This window comes from Sphaerochaeta pleomorpha str. Grapes, assembly GCF_000236685.1.
GTDB lineage: Bacteria > Spirochaetota > Spirochaetia > Sphaerochaetales > Sphaerochaetaceae > Sphaerochaeta > Sphaerochaeta pleomorpha.
Map to the genome: position 1 here is coordinate 2,875,502 of NC_016633.1, position 15,883 is coordinate 2,891,384.

Here is a 15,883-nt window from a genome sequence, read left to right on the forward strand (position 1 = left end):
TGCAAGTATGAAAGATACTAGACACAAAGACGGCGAAGGATATACAATGCCAGTCGTCGTCCGTGCTCGGTCATACTATTTGTATGATCGTTATGGCGTGCGATATATAGATTTTTTCCAGAACCATGGCAGAGCCATCCTTGGCCATCGACCTGATATGATGCAGCGGGCAATAAAGTCCACGGTCGGCAGGGGGTTGGTCAGCGAGTACCCTTCGGTATTCACAGGAAGACTCGAAAAGCTACTGGCACAACTGTTTCCTGATTTCTCGGCCTTTCGGATTTATTCTGATAGCCGGGTAGTCGCTGATCTGGCCATGAGGGTATCGCCTGATGCGAAAGCAATCTATGATCCCGCATGTTCTGCATCAAAGAACAGCTGCAAAGTGTCTTATTGGCGTCCGTACCTAGAGGTCGGCGGGGCAGATTCCGTGTTGCTCTTCCCTATCCTACCTTTCCCAGGGAGTTTCATACCTCAGGTCGTATGCATTAAGGATCAAACACTTGCAGAAGAGTTGCCGCCTTCGGATTGTATATCTCCGCTGCTTCTTGATTTGCTCATCAAGGCTACGGCGTGCTTGATAGATGAAATGAAGTCGGAAGAATCAGTTGCCAAGCGTATGGACAATCCTCTCAAGGGGTTGTTTGAAACTCGGGGACCGTACGGAATTACGAACCTCGACCACACGCGCTACCGAGAGTTCTATCATGAGGCCTTACAGCTTCGGGTAGTGCTTCCACCTTCTGCGGATATTCCTTTTATTGTCCCTGGTACATATTCCAAGGGTGATATTTCGGAATTCCTAAGGCTTTCGGAACAGTACGCAACAACAATGGTTGAATGAGATGGCAGCAAACCGTAATTGCATAGGGTATCTGTATAAGCATGGCTTGACAGGAGTCTCCTATTGTGCAATTATGCTTCGTGCTGTCCATGAACCAAAAACTACTAAGCGAAGCTTAAGCTTCGCAGACAGGATGAATAGATGAAAACTATTTTTGTAAAACCGCTGACGATTCAGAAGAAATGGTATCTGATTGATGCAGAGGGAAAGGAGCTTGGCAAGGTAGCAGTTGCCGCTGCACGCATCCTCCGCGGGAAAAACAAGCCCGAGTATGTCCCTCACCAGGACATGGGTGACTTTGTTATTATCATCAATGCCGAGAAAGCTGCCCTTACCGGGAACAAGTATGAGGACAAGATGTATTATCGCCACTCCAATTACCCAGGTGGCTTTAGGGAAACCAACTATGCGGATATGATCAAGCGCAATCCCGTATTCCCCATGGAGCATGCCGTCAAGGGAATGCTTCCCCGTGGACCGCTCGGTCGCAAGTTGTTCACCAACATGAGAGTCTATGCCGGTGCAAAGCATCAGCAGATGGCCCAGCAGCCCATCCAGGTTGAAATCTAAGGTAGGAGCGGAATATGGCAAAGAAAGAAGTTAAGAAAGTTGTTGATCTTGGTCATGGTGTAGGACGCAGAAAGACTGCTGTCGCCCGTGTCTATCTCCGCGAAGGTGAAGGTAAGATTATTGTAAACGGTAGAGACGTAGATACGTATTTCGCTAACCCGATGTTGGTATTTATCGTTAAGCAGCCGTTGCAGATTACCGATACCCTTACCAAATATGATATCCTTATCAATGTTGTCGGTGGTGGTCCTTCAGGACAGGCTGGTGCTTGTCGCCATGGTATCTCAAGGGCTCTTGTAGAGAACGATGAGACCTACCGTGCAGCATTGCATACCAGTGGATTCATGACTCGTGACTCCCGTATGGTTGAACGTAAGAAATATGGTCAGCCGGGTGCACGCCGCAAGTTCCAGTTCTCAAAGCGTTAGACTGTGTTTGCGACCATCAAGAGGGAATCCTCCAAGGAAGGGTATTTTGCCCTTCCCCGGGAGGGGTCCCCTTTTTTTATCTCTATGGAACTGTTTCTCTCCCAGCATCTTGCAGAGGGTCAGGAACTTACCGAAAAAGAATTTTTGGAACTCCTTGAAAAACAGCAGAGCTTGGCTTGCAGGGATAAGGCCCTCGTATATCTGGCAAGAAGAGAACATACGGCCTTTGAATTAAGGCTGAAACTGCAGGGCAAGGGATTTACAACTGAGCAGATTTCTTGGGCACTTACCTACCTGAAAGATAAAAACTATCTTTCGGAGCTACGCTATGCCCGTTCTATGATTGAGAGCCGGCAACGGAAAAACCCGGAAGGTCGGGCAATGTTGTCTAGAAGGCTGGCAAGTAAGGGTGTCAACCGCAACGATGCAGAGCAAGCACTTGATGAATTATTCTCAGAAGTGCGGACCTCAGAATATGTCATGAAAGCCTATGCAATGGTTTCGAAAACCGTAGAACCGGATTTGGTACTGATGAAATTACAGAAAAAAGGCTTTACCCGGTATGAGATCAAACGTGCCATGGAAGCTAGTGAGGATGAAACACTATGAGTCAAATGGTAATGTATGTGGCTTTTGTCGGGGGCCTGGTTTTGATTATAAAAGGCGGTGACTGGTTTGTCGATGCCGCTTCCTATGTCGCCGAGGCCTCGGGAGTCCCTAAGTTCGTCGTTGGGGCTACGGTAGTCAGTTTTGCAACTACACTCCCGGAACTGATGGTTTCATCCCTGGCCATGATGCAGGGGAAGGTCGACATGGCATTAGGAAATATTGTCGGTTCTGTTACCGTCAATACTTCCTTTATCCTTCCTTTGAGTATTCTGTTCTTGAGTGTTTCGGTCAAACGTAAGGATAATTTCAACCTCAAAGTGCTCTTGTTTCTCCTTTCCGAGATAGTCTTGTTCGCCATTAGCCTTACCCGTGGGGCAAGTATGGTTAAATCCTTGGCCTTGGTAGTCATGTTTATCCTCTACATCATTGAGAATATTCACAGTGCCAAGAAGAAGAATGAACCCAATGATGAACTGGCTAAAGACCAGAAGACTATCATTTTGAACCTTGCTAAGTTTTTCGTAGGTTTGTTCGGGATAGTCTACGGTTCCCGACTTCTAGTGGACAATGGAAGCGAAATTGCAAGGAGCCTTGGAATTAGCGAGGCCTTCATAGCACTTACCGCAATTTCCATCGGGACTTCCTTGCCGGAACTGGTAACGGCAGTGTCTGCGATTATCAAGAAAGAAGCAGCCCTCTCGGTAGGGAATATCTTTGGGGCAAATACCCTCGATATCGTTATGATTATTCCCGTATGCAGTTTTATTGCGAATAAAACCCAGGGAGTTCCCCTTCCTATTTCAGAAATGACCGTGATTCGGGATTTGCCAGTATGCATTGCTGTCTCACTTGTAGCTACTATTCCGACCATGATCAAGGGGAAGTTCTACAAGTGGCAAGGTGTTTTGCTTCTCGTTATGTATGGTGCCTATCTGACACTTCTTTAGCCGGTAAACGGAAAAAGGCAAAGGAAAAGTCGCCTATTCTTCCTTTCCTCTTGTATAAGTACTGTTTTTGGGTATTCTCTTACTAATCAATATGTATAAAACAACACAAGAATCCCTTCACAAAGGGATGATCCTTATTATAACTTCTGCAGTTTTCTTTTCGCTTGTCGGCGTAGGCATTCGAATGGCTGGCGATTTGCCTCTTATGCAGAAGTGTTTTTTCCGAAACATCGTAGCCCTGTTTTTTTCCTATCTCCTGCTGAAACGAAACAGGATTTCGTTATCAGTGGACCTATTCAAACCAAATTTCTCTCTTCTGCTTCTGCGTTCCATCTTGGGAACCATCGGTATGTTCGGCAATTTCTATGCAGTGGACCACCTTCTGCTCGGTGACGCCTCTATGCTTGCAAAAATGAGTCCTTTCTTTGTGGTAGTCTTCAGTGCATTTTTCCTGCAGGAAAAGGTCCGTCTCAACCAGGTCCTCTGTATTGTGGGCGCCTTCGCAGGGAGCTTGCTTATCGTCAAACCCTCTTTCTCCAATCTCCTGTTCATTCCTTCCTTGATCGGGCTGGTCGGAGGAATGGGTTCTGGCGGGGCACATACTGCAGTAAGGGCATTGGGAAAGAAAGGGGAGACCGGGGTCGTCGTAGTTTTCTTTTTTTCGCTTTTCTCGACGATTATAACCCTACCATCAACGCTTCTCAATTTTCATCCCATGACAATGGCCCAGTTGCTCTGGCTTCTCGCTACGGGATCACTTGCGGCCTGTGGCCAGTTTGCCCTTACCGCTGCCTACCGGTATGCCCCGGCAAATAAGATTTCCGTCTACGATTACAGCCAGGTTATTTTTTCAGCCTTGCTAGGGTTTGTTATTTTCTCGCAGGTTCCTGATCTGTATAGCGGATTCGGTTACCTGGTGGTAATCGGCATGGGGTTTGCCATGTTCCTCTTTACAAAGAAAAACCAGCAAGAAGCTGGTTTTCCCCCAAGTACAATGCCGAGTAACGAACAGTAACAATCAATTTCCTCTGATGTGTGCCAAAAATTCATCGAATCCGTTTTCATTTGCCTCAGGCTCATAGTCAACCAGCGGATAGTTTTCCATAACGAAATCGATATCCTTATCGCCACGTCCAGAAAGGTTTACCAAAATATTCTGGTCTTTTGTCAATTCTTGCGCGAGTTTGATGGCGTATGCCACGGCATGTGATGATTCAAGGGCAGGAATAATCCCTTCCATCCTGCTCAGACCATAGAAAGCCTCCACGGCCTCCCGGTCTGTCGCTGTCTTGTAGTTTACCCTACCGATTGTTTTTAAATAACTGTGCTGAGGGCCGACTCCGGGGTAATCGAGTCCACTGGCAATGGAATAGACCGGGAGCGGTTCTCCTTTTTCATCCTGCAACAGGTAACTCTTGAAACCATGGAGCACGCCCACCGATCCCTTTGTCAAAGTAGCCGCATTAAGGGGAGTGTCCAAGCCTTTCCCTGCAGGTTCTACACCGTAGAGTGGGACTGAATCCTGCAGAAATGCGCTGAAGATACCCATGGCATTCGAACCACCGCCGACACAGGCTACGATAGAATCGGGAAGTTTGCCTGTCATTGATGCAAACTGTTTCTTTGCTTCAAAGCCAACAATGCTCTGGAAATCGCGGACCATCATAGGGAAGGGATGCGGACCCACAACAGACCCGATGCAATAAATCTGGGAGATCGGATCGCCAAGGTAGGCTTCGAAGGCAGCATCGACAGCATCCTTGAGAGTCTGGGTTCCCCTGGTGACTTCTACGACTTTTGCCCCGAGTACTTTCATTCTGCTTACATTTGGTGCTTCTTTTCGTATGTCTATGGCGCCCATATAGATATCACATTCAAGCCCCATGAGGGCTGCGGCCGTTGCAAGGGCAACCCCATGCTGTCCCGCCCCGGTCTCTGCAATAACTTTTTTCTTCCCCATCTTTTTTGCCAGGAGTACTTCTCCGATGCAATGGTTGATCTTATGGGCCCCTGTATGGTTCAAGTCTTCACGCTTGAGATAAATCTGGGCTCCCCCGATTGCATCGGAAAGACGCTTTGCATGGTAGACAGGGGAAGGTCTTCCGACGTAATGGGTCAAAAGGTCATTCAGTTCCTCAAGAAACGCAGGATCCTTAACGATTTTCTCATATTCTGCGGTAACCTCATCCATGACAGCCTGCAGTTGCGGGGGGATGAATGATCCTCCGAATTCGCCAAAATAGCCATCCTGGGTAGGAAGATTGGTTGTATCGATATCCTTGATTATTCCGTTTTTCATGATATGCTCCTTTGCTTCTTATGAGCATGTTACTGTATATAGAAACATCATGTCAAGGAAAATATGTCTGTTTGTTAAAAAAAATAAGCCCACAACCGTGTGATACGGACATGGGCTTTTGCGCTGGGTCGGTTTTTTTACAGGCCGAGTAGTTTTTTGCAGGCATCAGCATCGCGTACGCCAACTGCCTTGTTTGTGATTTTTCCGTCTTTGTAGAACAGAAGGGTAGGGATGGACTGAACGCCAAAAGTTGCGGCAAGTTCGCCTTCCTCGTCTACGTTGACCTTACAGATCTTTACCTTGTCTGCTGCATATTCTTTGTCAAGCTGTTCAAGGATACCACCCTGCATTCTGCAAGGACCGCACCAGGTTGCCCAGAAATCCACTACAACGGGAACAGTGCTTTTCAATACTTCTTCTTCATATGTTTTTTTTGTCAGGTGTTTAATCATCTTTTGTCTCCTATGTCTCTACTATACCTATTTTTTTCTCTACCGCATAGTAAAAAATAAAAAATAGTTGCGGATAACAAATAAAAAAATACCCCTATCGTTTTGGTGTTTTCTGTCGATTTGCTGTATCATAGATGCATGAAACCCTTGATAGATCTCCATTGTGATACGTTCTTTGCAATGCACGAAAACCCAAAACAGGGAAACCTGAAACAGAATTCTTTCTCAGTCGATATTGAAAAGATGCAAAGAGGCAAAGTTGGGGCCTCTTGTTTCGCCCTATTTGTCGAGTTGCAGGAGGGAGCCGAGCCCTGGAATGAGGTTTGTGCCTTGCATGATCTTTTTGTACACGAGATGACAGAAAATGCCGATACCATCCGACAGATAAAAACAGCGAAGGACTTTTCCTCAAATGACCGCCTGGGAGCTATCCTCAGCTGTGAGGAAGGGCAGGTGATCGAAGGTGACCTCTCTCGATTGGCTATCCTTGGCCAATGGGGGGTAAGACTTTTTACCCTGACCTGGAATTTTGAAAATGACTTGGCTTACCCCAATTCATCGGATAAGAAGATTATGGGCAACGCACTGAAACCGCTTGGGCTCGAAGCTGTCAGTGAATTGGAGAGGCAGCACATATTGGTTGATGTTTCCCATCTGAACGACGGAGGATTCTGGGATGTTGTCAGGTATGCTAAGAAACCCTTTCTCGCTTCACACTCAAACAGCAGGTTTTGTACATCGGCAAACCGGAACCTTACCGATGAAATGATCAGGGCCCTTGCAAGCAAAGGCGGGGTTGCCGGACTGAATTTCTACCCGCCATACCTTAGTGATGATTCTTTACATGCCTCGAGAATTGAGGACATGGTTCGCCATTTGCAACACATGCACAATATCGGGGGAGCGGAAGTCTTGGCCCTGGGGACCGATTTCGATGGAATCGAAGGTGACTTGGAGATTCCCGATATCTCAAAGATGGAAAAACTCTGGGAGGCGCTCAAGAAGGCAGATTTCAAGGAACGTGAACTGGATATGCTTTGGCAGACTAACGCTTTGAGACTTCTTGGCGAATAGACCGCAACAACACCTTATCCTCTGGGGAGACCCGGAAAGATTCAATGCACTTCTGTATTGCTTTTTTCTGGACTCCGATGGGCAACCTGCCGGTTTTAAGGTAGGGGAGGGTCTCCTCCCTATATTTGGCAAAGGCTGTTGCATAGAACCAGCCAAGGCCCATTGTCACATAATAATGATCATTGGTGACAGCACTCAGAATTTCCAGGGTTTTATTGGCATACTCATCGGTCAGGTACCAGCACATCAACGCTATGGTGGCGAAACGGATGTCCCAGGGGTTCTCAGAGGACAGAAACCCAAGAAAGAACGGCCAATATTCTTTTTGATGTTTGCCCACTGTGGTCAAGGCACTGCACAGCGTATCATTTGTGGCCCAGCCATCGTTATAGGCGAGCAGTTCCCTCAGGTAGCCCTGTGTTGTCCCACTATCAAGCTTGAGCAAGCCCAAGACTTTATAGGCAAGGATTATCTCTTCATAGGAGACGTCCCCAAACAATAAAAAATCATCAATAAACAGGCTTCCCTCAGCCTTTGCCAATTCCTTGGCAAGGGCATTGAGCTGGGGGGAACGAATACCCAAAACCGGGTGATCTGAGCATTTCAGTCGATATTGGAACTGGGCATAGGCACTATCACTGAGCAGGAAGAGCTTTGCTTGCAGCATTTCTCTGTTCATAGCCCCATCCGTTTGATGAACCGCATAAGGTTGTCTATGGTTTTATCCATGTCTTCCTTTGCACGGGTTTTGGCGACTTTAAAATCTACAGCAAGCCGGTTTATCGAAAAAATGGCACTGACGCCCTCGTCATAGGCACCCTCAACATTATCAGCAATATCTCCGACAACGGCGACGACAGGAACGTTGGCTTTCTTGGCCCTACGGGCTACCCCGATGACAACTTTCCCCCGTAAGGACTGTTCATCTATTTTTCCTTCCCCGGTCAGTACCAAATCGGTATTTTGGAGAAGCGCATCAAACCCTACGGTATCGAGAACGGTTTCTATACCCATCTGCAATTGCGATTTGAAGAATGCGGCCATGCCTCCACCCATCCCTCCGGCAGCTCCGGACCCAGCGATGGACTGGACATCTACTTTGCAATCCCGTTCAATTACCTTGGCAAGTGATTGCATATTTGCATCGAGGCGTTCTACCAAAGCAGGGTCGGCACCTTTCTGTGGGGAAAAGACATATGCAGCGCCAGTCTTGCCATGGAACGGGTTGTCGATATCACACATGGTGGTTATGGTACTATTCTGTATCCTTGGGTCAAGGGAATCAGTATCTATGGACGCTACCTTGTCAAGGTTTCCCCCGGTTGGTACGAAGGTTCTTCCCTCTTTGTCCTTGAATACCACGCCGCAGGCAGCGGCTGCCCCGCATCCCGCATCATTGGTTGCGCTTCCCCCAAGGCCGACGATGATAGTTACACAGCCATGCTTTGCAGCATCGATCATCAATTGGCCTACCCCATAGGTTGTGGTCAGGTCAGGATGAAGGTCCTCGCCTACCAGCGGCAGTCCTGCACAGGCTGCCATTTCAATTACTGCCGTATTCCCCTTGAGTATCCCGTAGAAAGATTCCATGGGGTTGCCGAAGGGGCCTTGGACAGTAAGGTATACCTTCTCACCGCCAACTGCCTGCAAAAAAGCGTCGACACTTCCTTCCCCGCCATCTGCTACCGGTATCGAGGTAACCTGAGCGTCAGGAAAGTGACGTTTTGTAGCTTTGCCCATGATTGTACAGATTTGTTCGGAACTCATGGTTCCTTTGAAGGAATCGGGAATCAATAGAAAGTTTTTCATAGCAGGCTCCTGAAAAGTTCCGGGGGAAGAATCCCCCGGTAGTATTCAGCCCATTATAGCAAAAAGAGCGATAAAATCCAGATAAAGAGTATGCAAGCAATTCCTTGGAATAAGGTTACGGTTGTCTGCGTCTTATATCCATCCTCAGGGGTAATTCCCCCGAAGTTTGTAACCACCCAGAAATAACTGTCATTGGCATGTGATACGGTCATAGCCCCTGCGCCGATTGCCATTACAGTCAAAGCAGCGGCGACAGGTGAGGTGAGTCCCAAAGCGCTCATCATGGAACCACCATCCAAGAAGCTTCCCATAATCCCTGCTGTTGTGGTGATCGCCACAGTAGAGGATCCCTGTGCCGTCTTGAGGATTGCCGAGATGATGAAGGGGAAGAAAATTCCTACCATACTCAGTGCCGCGGCATTTTCTTTCATGTACCCTACAAATCCAGCACTTGCAATTACCTTGCCCAGAACTCCGCCGGCTGCTGTGATGAACAGGATAGGTCCGACGACTTTCAGCGTTTCTGTGGTCATAGCGTTGAATTGCTTCAGCATGCTTTTTTGGCCAAGCAGGATAATCCCAAAGATCAAACCTACGGTCAATGCAATGATCGGGGTTCCCAGGAAGGTGAAAAAGTCAGAGACAGCACCTTGCCATTTCAATGCGTTGGAAATCGATCCGAAGGCCATACAGAGGATTGGGATGATAATCGGTGCGAGAGCCATGAATCCATTGGGGAGGTCCCCAAAGCTTTTCAGCAGTTCCTCATAATCCTGGGTATCTGTATCCTCAACGGTCTCTTCGGTACTCTTTACCCGTTTTCCAATAAAGTTGGCAAAGAAATAGGCGACTAACAGAGACGGTATTGAGCAGAGTATTCCCAGGCCGATTACCAATAACAAGTTGTTTCCTATGCCCAACGTTCCTGCCGCCGCAATTGGACCTGGGGTTGGCGGGATAAGAACATGGGAAGTGTATAAACCGGCTGAGAGGGCAACAGTCATGGCAACCGAGGAAAAATGGGTCTTTTTCTGAAGGGCTTTTCTGATAGGGTTGAGGATGACGAAGCCACTGTCACAGAAGACAGGGATGGATACTACCCAGCCCATCAGTTCCATGGCAAGTTGAGGGCGTTTATGGCCAACCAAACGGACTACCATTTCGGCAAGCTTCAAGGCTGCCCCGGTTTTTTCGAGAATGGTTCCGATCAAGGCCCCGAGGATAATAACAATGCCTATGCTGCTGAATATGCCGCTAAAGCCTGACCCGATAATACCGGGAATATCTTTTAACGGGATACCGACAACAATGGCTAGAATCAGGGAAATCCCCATCAAAGCCAAAAACGGGTTCACATTCCATTTTGAGATTGCGATGATCATAATCGCAATTGCAATGATAAAAGTAATGATCAGAGCTATTCCAGACATTTGTTCCTCCTTGTCGAATTCTCCACTAGTGTATCATGGAAATTTAATGTAGGAGGAAAAATAATCGGGCAACATAGTTTTTATCGTTTCCAGAAAACCTTTGAAAACAATGAATAAACAGTGAAAAGTTCAAGTCTTCCTGCGAGCATCAAGAAGGAGCAGACCCATTTGATCCAGGACGGGTAGAAAGCAAAATTTCCCGTGGGCCCTACTTCGGAAAAGCCAATACCTATATTGCCCAGGCAGAGAAAAGAACTGGAAAAACAGGTAAGGATATCAGCCCCACTGAAGGATATCAGGACAGCTCCGATAAGCCCTGTTGCAATATAAACGCCGAAGAAGGTCGAGATGGAAAGCAAGATTTCATTCTTTACCGAGTTTTGACCAACCCTTACGTGGAAAATTCCATTTGGATGGATTCTTTGTTTGATATTCACGAAAGCCATTTTCATAAGCGTCACCACGCGTATTACCTTGATACCGCCACCGGCAGAACCTGCACAGCCACCGACAAATACCAAGAGAAACAAGAGCATCTGGGGGAGTGAAGGCCAATTGATATAATTCGCCGTTGCAAAACCCGTGGTAGTGATAATCGAAGCATTCTGAAAAGCACTGAAGCGCAAAGACTGCCAGAACCCATCGTAGGTACCGTTATAGGAGAGGCTTATAGCGGAAATGATGGAGATGATACCCCAGATTCCAAGATATGCCCTCAGTTCCCCATCCTTCCAGACCGAACGGAGGTGCCCTGAGATTGCTTTATAATATAAAGCGAAATTTGCACCGGCAATCATCATGAATACGGTAACCACAATATCTACATAGGCACTTTGAAATGTTCCTATGGATGCGTTCTTTACACAGAATCCGGCAGCGGCCATCGTGGAGAAAGTAACGGTTACCGCTTCATACAGGCTCAGGCCGCCGAATTTCAGCAGTATTGTTTCCAGAAGCGAAAACAGTACATAAATGGTCCAGAGAATTGAAGCAGTCGTCTTTATCTTCGGTGTGAGTTTGTCCTTTGTCGGCCCTACGGACTCTGCTCCTACCAGCATGGTCCCCGATACACCCAAGGCAGGGAGAAGCGCCACAAATAAGACTACGATTCCCATTCCTCCGAGCCAGTTTGTCTCGGACCTCCAAAATAGTATGGATTTCGGCAGGCTTTCGATCTCTGGCAAAACCGTAGCCCCTGTAGTGGTGAAACCACTCATAATTTCAAAATAGGCACTGCTATAGTCGACATATGAGCCACTGACGACTAAAGGGATTGCACTGAACGCGGTTGCAATTATCCAAGTGGAGGATACAAACAAATATCCATCGCGGGCATTCAGGTGGGTGTTGGTATTATTTCTGGTAATAAGGAAAATTGCTGCACTGAAAAGGAAAACTGCACCATAGGTAACCAAAAAACCGTGTAAAGCTGTGGTTTCGCCATAATACAATGCAAGGCATGTAGGAATGCCCATGAACAGAGCGAGAATAATCAATATTTTTGCCAGGAGTGTAGCATCTTGTTTCCAGTTAATCATATACCAGCCTAATTGAAAAAGTTTTGGATGAAATCGATTGAATTCCTATTTGCTGCAACAAGCACACGGTCCCCTTCGTTAAGTGTTATGTTTCCTGTTGGTATGACAATTTCTCCCTTTTTTGTCGTCAATCCTGCCACAATGGCTTTCTTGCGCATGTTCAATTCACTGAGTTTTTTGCCGCAGGCTTTGTTTGTGCTGTTAATGGTAAACTCAAATATCTCCAGCTGTCCATTGAATAATGAGTGGAGGCTGGTCACATTAGTTCCCCTCAAGTACCGAAGCAGTGAGTCTACCGTGGTGTCGGTGGTGGAAATGACAACGTCTATGTCCAGATAGGATGCAAGCCGTACATAGTTGTTGTTCTGTTTTACCAAGGCCATCGATTTGGAGATCCCTATGCGTTTTGCATAGGATGCAGTGATGACATTCAATTCGTCATTGTCGGTCAGGGCTATGAGGAGATCATAATTGGTCAATTGCTCCGTCTGCATGATATCCTCGTCGGTAATATCAGCTTTGATGACAAGGATTTCAGGAAACCTGTCTGAGAACAACGTGCAGATTGCTGGGTTCTGGTCGATTACCGCAATTTTGGAACGCACTGCAGGGGTCATGCTATTCAACAGGGCCCTGGCAATTTTGCTAGCACCTACCAATGCTATTTTACGGGGTTTTTTCTGTATTTTCCCAACGGCTTTAAGAATATCAGACACTTCTGCAGTCTCTGCCACTAAGGAAATGGTATCCTTGGCTTCAATGATAGTATTCCCTGAGGGTACAAATACCTTACCCTTTCGATGGATTGCCGCGATAATAAAGTCGGCCTTCAGTTTGGTACGCATGTCCATGAGTGAGATTCCGAGATAAGGGGAAAACTGCTCGATATAAAGATTGTAAAGCATGAGATTGGAATTGTTGAATTTGATTACATCGCTATAAACACCCTGGTCGATAATGTTGTATATATATTGGGCTGCTTCCGCATTTGGGTTGACGATATGGTCAATTCCCAGTAGTCCCTCGGTTAGTCCTTCTGTTCCCGTATATATCAACCCTCTGATAGTGGCAACAGTCTTTACGCCCTTGAAAGACCCTGATACCATTCCGCAGGAAACAAGGTTTATTTCATCGCTGTCTGTAACGGCAATGAAGGATTCAGCATCTGCACAGCCAGCTTCATTGAGTTTTGCCAAGTCAGTGCCATTGCCAAGGATGCCCATGCAATCGAGTTTTGATATCGCAAGGTCGATTCTCTCCGGATTGTTGTCTATCAATACAACATCCCTATGTTCCTCGATAAGTTGTTTTGCTAAGCCGAGGCCACGTCTTCCTGCTCCCAAGATGACAATTTTTTTGCTCGTAAGACAGCTCCTTTCCATGCAATATAAAAATATTGGCTTTTTTTTAAATCACTAGCAGATATTTGGTAATATCTCATGGTATTTACTTGCCTTAACCATCCTAACAGATTGATTTGGATTACGGAAGTGGTATTGTTTTCACAATATCAATCTTGTTTATTTTATTTCTCAATAAAAAGATAAATTATTTAGGCTTTCTTTTTCAGAAGCTGTTGACATTACTTTTGAATTGCCATAAGATACGTAAGCAATTCGACGCAGGGTGGAGCAGTTGGCAGCTCGTCGGGCTCATAACCCGAAGGCCGTAGGTTCGAGTCCTACCCCTGCTATAACAGTTGGTCTGATGAATGGACTACCGAATGTACAAAGGTACACGGTAGGACGGTGATTCCTGATTCTACCAAGTTCTGGCAACTTGTTGAGGCGGTATTGATCGCACGGCGGGTTGCCTTTCTTTTTGCCCAGACGCCACCCCTTACAAGAAACAGCTAAAAAAGAGACCTGACCTATCATTATAGAAAATGGGCAATCCATCTGTTAGTATTGAGTTAACCAAAAACCAAGCTAACAAGGACGGACGCCCATGCAACAGTATACAAATCAAGCTTGCACGTACTAGATTTCAAGGCACAGCCCCCAAAAAAGCAAAGAAAACTGATCAATTCACCCTTAGGCGCCTGGCCGACCTTCTGGGTCATGGCGAGCCTGCCTATTTTTTGCCAGGCGAATGTTCTGGATATACAAAACCTGTCTACCCATATAATATTCTATGGTAACGTTATGGCAATGGCCCAGAATTCCTTGGCATGCTATGGCCAATGAAAATTCTTCTGTTTGAGGAGGGGGAGATGGCTGGCAAGAACAAAAAACCTTGGCGCTTCCATTCCAAGAAGGCAGTGGTAATCACGGTATGCATGGTGGTAATCCTGCTGCTTATTCTGGTGTTGGTATATGATGGAGGAACGATGAAACCCTTGAAGGATGACCAGGGAAATGCAATCGCAAGCAGTATTTCTGAAAAAATCTTTGTCGAGATCAACGGGACAAGACTTGGAATGTTTATCCGATCGACCAATAAAGATAATCCTGTCCTCCTGTTCATGCACGGGGGTCCTGGCATGCCCGAATATTTCCTCGAGGAGAAATATCCTACCGGATTGGATAGCGTCTTTACCGTTTGCTGGCTGGAGCAGAGGGGTGCAGGCCTTTCCTATTACCCAGGCATGCCTGCCGAGGAAATTACTGTGGATCAATTGGTTTCCGATGGCATAGCTGTCTCAAGCTACCTCTGCAACCGTTTCGGAAAGGAAAAAATCTATCTCATGGGGCATTCCTGGGGTTCTTTGATTGGTGTAAAGATGGCGGGGAAGGCCCCTGGGCTCTATAATGCCTATATTGGAATAGCGCAGATCTCCGATCAATACCAGTCAGAGGTACTGGCTTTCGATTATATGCTGGATACCTATAGAAGGGAAGGAAATACCAGGATGGCGGAAAAACTTGAAATGTATTCTCCCTATATGTCCCAAAAAAAGTTTGAACACTATTTTGTTTCCGGCTTTAGGGATACGGTGATGCATGACCTTGGTGTTGGGACAATGCACGCTATGCATTCGGTTTTTTCTGGGATCTTTATCCCGGTAATGACAAGCAATGCCTATACGTTGAAAGAAAAAATCAATATATGGAAGGCAAAGTCCTTTTTGGCGAAATCCACCTCACTGCGAAAAGAAATGTTTGGGTCAAAACTTCCTGAACAGATAAAGGTGTTGGAAATACCCACCTATTTTCTCAGTGGAGTGTACGACTACACGGTTTCGGCCATACTGGCAAAACAGTTTCTATCGGGAATTACTGCACCAATAAAAGGCTTTTATACCTTTGACAATTCTGCACACAGCCCTTTGTTCGAAGAGAGCGAAAAATTTGTCAATATCATGCTTGAAGATGTCCTGACCGGTGAAAATAATCTTTCCGATAAAGAATAAGCATATAAAGCATCCTGGCTTACTGGTTGTTTTTCACCGGAACGGTGAAAGTTAAAAGACTTGTTTGCTTTATGCAAGAGAGAGCTCCTCTTTTCAATGTCCCAGTATCTGGGTTACTTGATAACCGGCTATAGCGACTGCGTGGATAAGCGCTTGGTTTTGCAAGGTAAATCCTTCGACCAGCGCGCTTTTTTTCGTCAGGTCAATCTGGACCCTCTGTACCCCTTCTGCCTCCAGGAGCTCTGCCTTTACCTTCATCGTGCAATGGCCACAGTTCATCCCTTCGATAATAAGGAGTTTTTTAGATGGATAGTGCTCCATTTGATTGGTTTCTACCGTTTTTTCAGTTTTTTTGAAGAAGCCCTTGAGCCAGCGGGAAACGCTCTGCATTGTCCAAACCCGGTACGCAATCTGCAAAAAATTGGTAAAAAAGGGATAGCCTCTCACTTCGATCGGATTGCTAGCGTTTCTCATGTCTTGTTTTCTCCCTCTGTCTGGACTGGGTCCCTAAAGAAAGGTACTACCTGTTTA

Annotated in this window: 16 protein-coding genes and 1 tRNA gene; 9 read left to right on the forward strand and 8 right to left on the reverse strand. The window is 46.4% G+C overall.

Features of this window, described 5'->3' with window-relative positions:
• The first annotated feature begins 7 nt into the window (after window positions 1–7).
• The 6 genes from SPIGRAPES_RS13040 to SPIGRAPES_RS13065 all read left to right on the forward strand — a co-directional run bounded on the left by SPIGRAPES_RS13040 (window position 8) and on the right by SPIGRAPES_RS13065 (window position 4,413).
• On the forward strand, window positions 8–844 hold the full coding sequence (locus SPIGRAPES_RS13040) for a glutamate-1-semialdehyde aminotransferase (RefSeq protein ID WP_014271217.1): 837 nt from the start codon (window positions 8–10) through the stop codon (window positions 842–844).
• 141 nt (window positions 845–985) lie between these two features.
• Window positions 986–1,414, forward strand: a complete 429-nt coding sequence (rplM, locus tag SPIGRAPES_RS13045; RefSeq protein WP_014271218.1) for a 50S ribosomal protein L13 — start codon at window positions 986–988, stop codon at window positions 1,412–1,414.
• Window positions 1,415–1,428: 14 nt separating this feature from the next.
• Window positions 1,429–1,842, forward strand: a complete 414-nt coding sequence (gene rpsI / locus SPIGRAPES_RS13050; protein ID WP_014271219.1) for a 30S ribosomal protein S9 — start codon at window positions 1,429–1,431, stop codon at window positions 1,840–1,842.
• 84 nt (window positions 1,843–1,926) lie between these two features.
• Window positions 1,927–2,451: a regulatory protein RecX gene (locus SPIGRAPES_RS16665; protein WP_155816749.1), complete on the forward strand. Its 525-nt coding sequence runs from the start codon at window positions 1,927–1,929 to the stop codon at window positions 2,449–2,451.
• Window positions 2,448–3,398, forward strand: coding sequence for a calcium/sodium antiporter (locus SPIGRAPES_RS13060; protein WP_014271221.1), 951 nt, complete (start codon window positions 2,448–2,450; stop codon window positions 3,396–3,398). Before SPIGRAPES_RS16665 ends, SPIGRAPES_RS13060 begins: the two co-directional genes overlap by 4 nt.
• 127 nt (window positions 3,399–3,525) lie before the next feature.
• Window positions 3,526–4,413: a DMT family transporter gene (locus SPIGRAPES_RS13065; protein WP_215904750.1), complete on the forward strand. Its 888-nt coding sequence runs from the start codon at window positions 3,526–3,528 to the stop codon at window positions 4,411–4,413.
• A gap of 3 nt (window positions 4,414–4,416) precedes the next feature.
• Here the strand turns inward: SPIGRAPES_RS13065 and trpB are convergent, their stop codons facing one another.
• Both trpB and trxA read right to left on the reverse strand, forming a co-directional pair.
• Window positions 4,417–5,697 carry a tryptophan synthase subunit beta gene (gene trpB, locus SPIGRAPES_RS13070; RefSeq protein WP_014271223.1) on the reverse strand — a complete coding sequence of 427 codons (1,281 nt, stop codon included), beginning with the start codon at window positions 5,695–5,697 and terminating at the stop codon, window positions 4,417–4,419.
• A 137-nt stretch (window positions 5,698–5,834) separates the two neighbouring features.
• Complete coding sequence (gene trxA / locus SPIGRAPES_RS13075) at window positions 5,835–6,149, reverse strand: thioredoxin (protein ID WP_014271224.1); 315 nt, start codon at window positions 6,147–6,149, stop codon at window positions 5,835–5,837.
• A gap of 138 nt (window positions 6,150–6,287) precedes the next feature.
• On the opposite strand from trxA, the gene SPIGRAPES_RS13080 reads away from it, so the two are divergent.
• The gene (locus SPIGRAPES_RS13080) at window positions 6,288–7,223 is read left to right on the forward strand and encodes a dipeptidase (RefSeq protein ID WP_014271225.1); all 936 of its coding nucleotides are present in this window, start codon (window positions 6,288–6,290) and stop codon (window positions 7,221–7,223) included.
• On the opposite strand, the gene SPIGRAPES_RS13085 is transcribed toward SPIGRAPES_RS13080, so the two are convergent.
• The 5 genes from SPIGRAPES_RS13085 to trkA form a co-directional block, all read right to left on the reverse strand.
• Window positions 7,195–7,902, reverse strand: a complete 708-nt coding sequence (locus tag SPIGRAPES_RS13085) for a DNA alkylation repair protein (protein ID WP_014271226.1) — start codon at window positions 7,900–7,902, stop codon at window positions 7,195–7,197. The genes SPIGRAPES_RS13080 and SPIGRAPES_RS13085 overlap by 29 nt on opposite strands.
• Window positions 7,899–9,032: a glycerate kinase family protein gene (locus tag SPIGRAPES_RS13090; RefSeq protein ID WP_014271227.1), complete on the reverse strand. Its 1,134-nt coding sequence runs from the start codon at window positions 9,030–9,032 to the stop codon at window positions 7,899–7,901. The genes SPIGRAPES_RS13085 and SPIGRAPES_RS13090 overlap by 4 nt, the downstream gene beginning before the upstream one ends.
• 53 nt (window positions 9,033–9,085) lie before the next feature.
• Window positions 9,086–10,462: a GntP family permease gene (locus SPIGRAPES_RS13095; protein ID WP_014271228.1), complete on the reverse strand. Its 1,377-nt coding sequence runs from the start codon at window positions 10,460–10,462 to the stop codon at window positions 9,086–9,088.
• An 80-nt stretch (window positions 10,463–10,542) separates the two neighbouring features.
• Window positions 10,543–11,937 (reverse strand): TrkH family potassium uptake protein, encoded by a 1,395-nt coding sequence (locus SPIGRAPES_RS13100; RefSeq protein WP_245535436.1) that lies wholly within the window; start codon window positions 11,935–11,937, stop codon window positions 10,543–10,545.
• A gap of 71 nt (window positions 11,938–12,008) precedes the next feature.
• Window positions 12,009–13,382 carry a Trk system potassium transporter TrkA gene (gene trkA / locus SPIGRAPES_RS13105; RefSeq protein ID WP_014271230.1) on the reverse strand — a complete coding sequence of 458 codons (1,374 nt, stop codon included), beginning with the start codon at window positions 13,380–13,382 and terminating at the stop codon, window positions 12,009–12,011.
• A gap of 238 nt (window positions 13,383–13,620) precedes the next feature.
• On the opposite strand from trkA, the gene SPIGRAPES_RS13110 reads away from it, so the two are divergent.
• Together SPIGRAPES_RS13110 and SPIGRAPES_RS13120 are read left to right on the forward strand one after the other, a co-directional pair.
• Window positions 13,621–13,693 (forward strand) — tRNA-Met (locus tag SPIGRAPES_RS13110).
• Window positions 13,694–14,212: 519 nt separating this feature from the next.
• Entirely contained in the window at window positions 14,213–15,352 is a 1,140-nt protein-coding gene (locus SPIGRAPES_RS13120; protein WP_014271232.1) for an alpha/beta hydrolase, read from the forward strand.
• A 93-nt stretch (window positions 15,353–15,445) separates the two neighbouring features.
• Here SPIGRAPES_RS13120 and SPIGRAPES_RS17370 read toward each other — a convergent pair whose 3' ends face one another.
• Window positions 15,446–15,826 (reverse strand): heavy-metal-associated domain-containing protein, encoded by a 381-nt coding sequence (locus tag SPIGRAPES_RS17370; protein WP_014271233.1) that lies wholly within the window; start codon window positions 15,824–15,826, stop codon window positions 15,446–15,448.
• Window positions 15,827–15,883 lie beyond the last annotated feature (57 nt).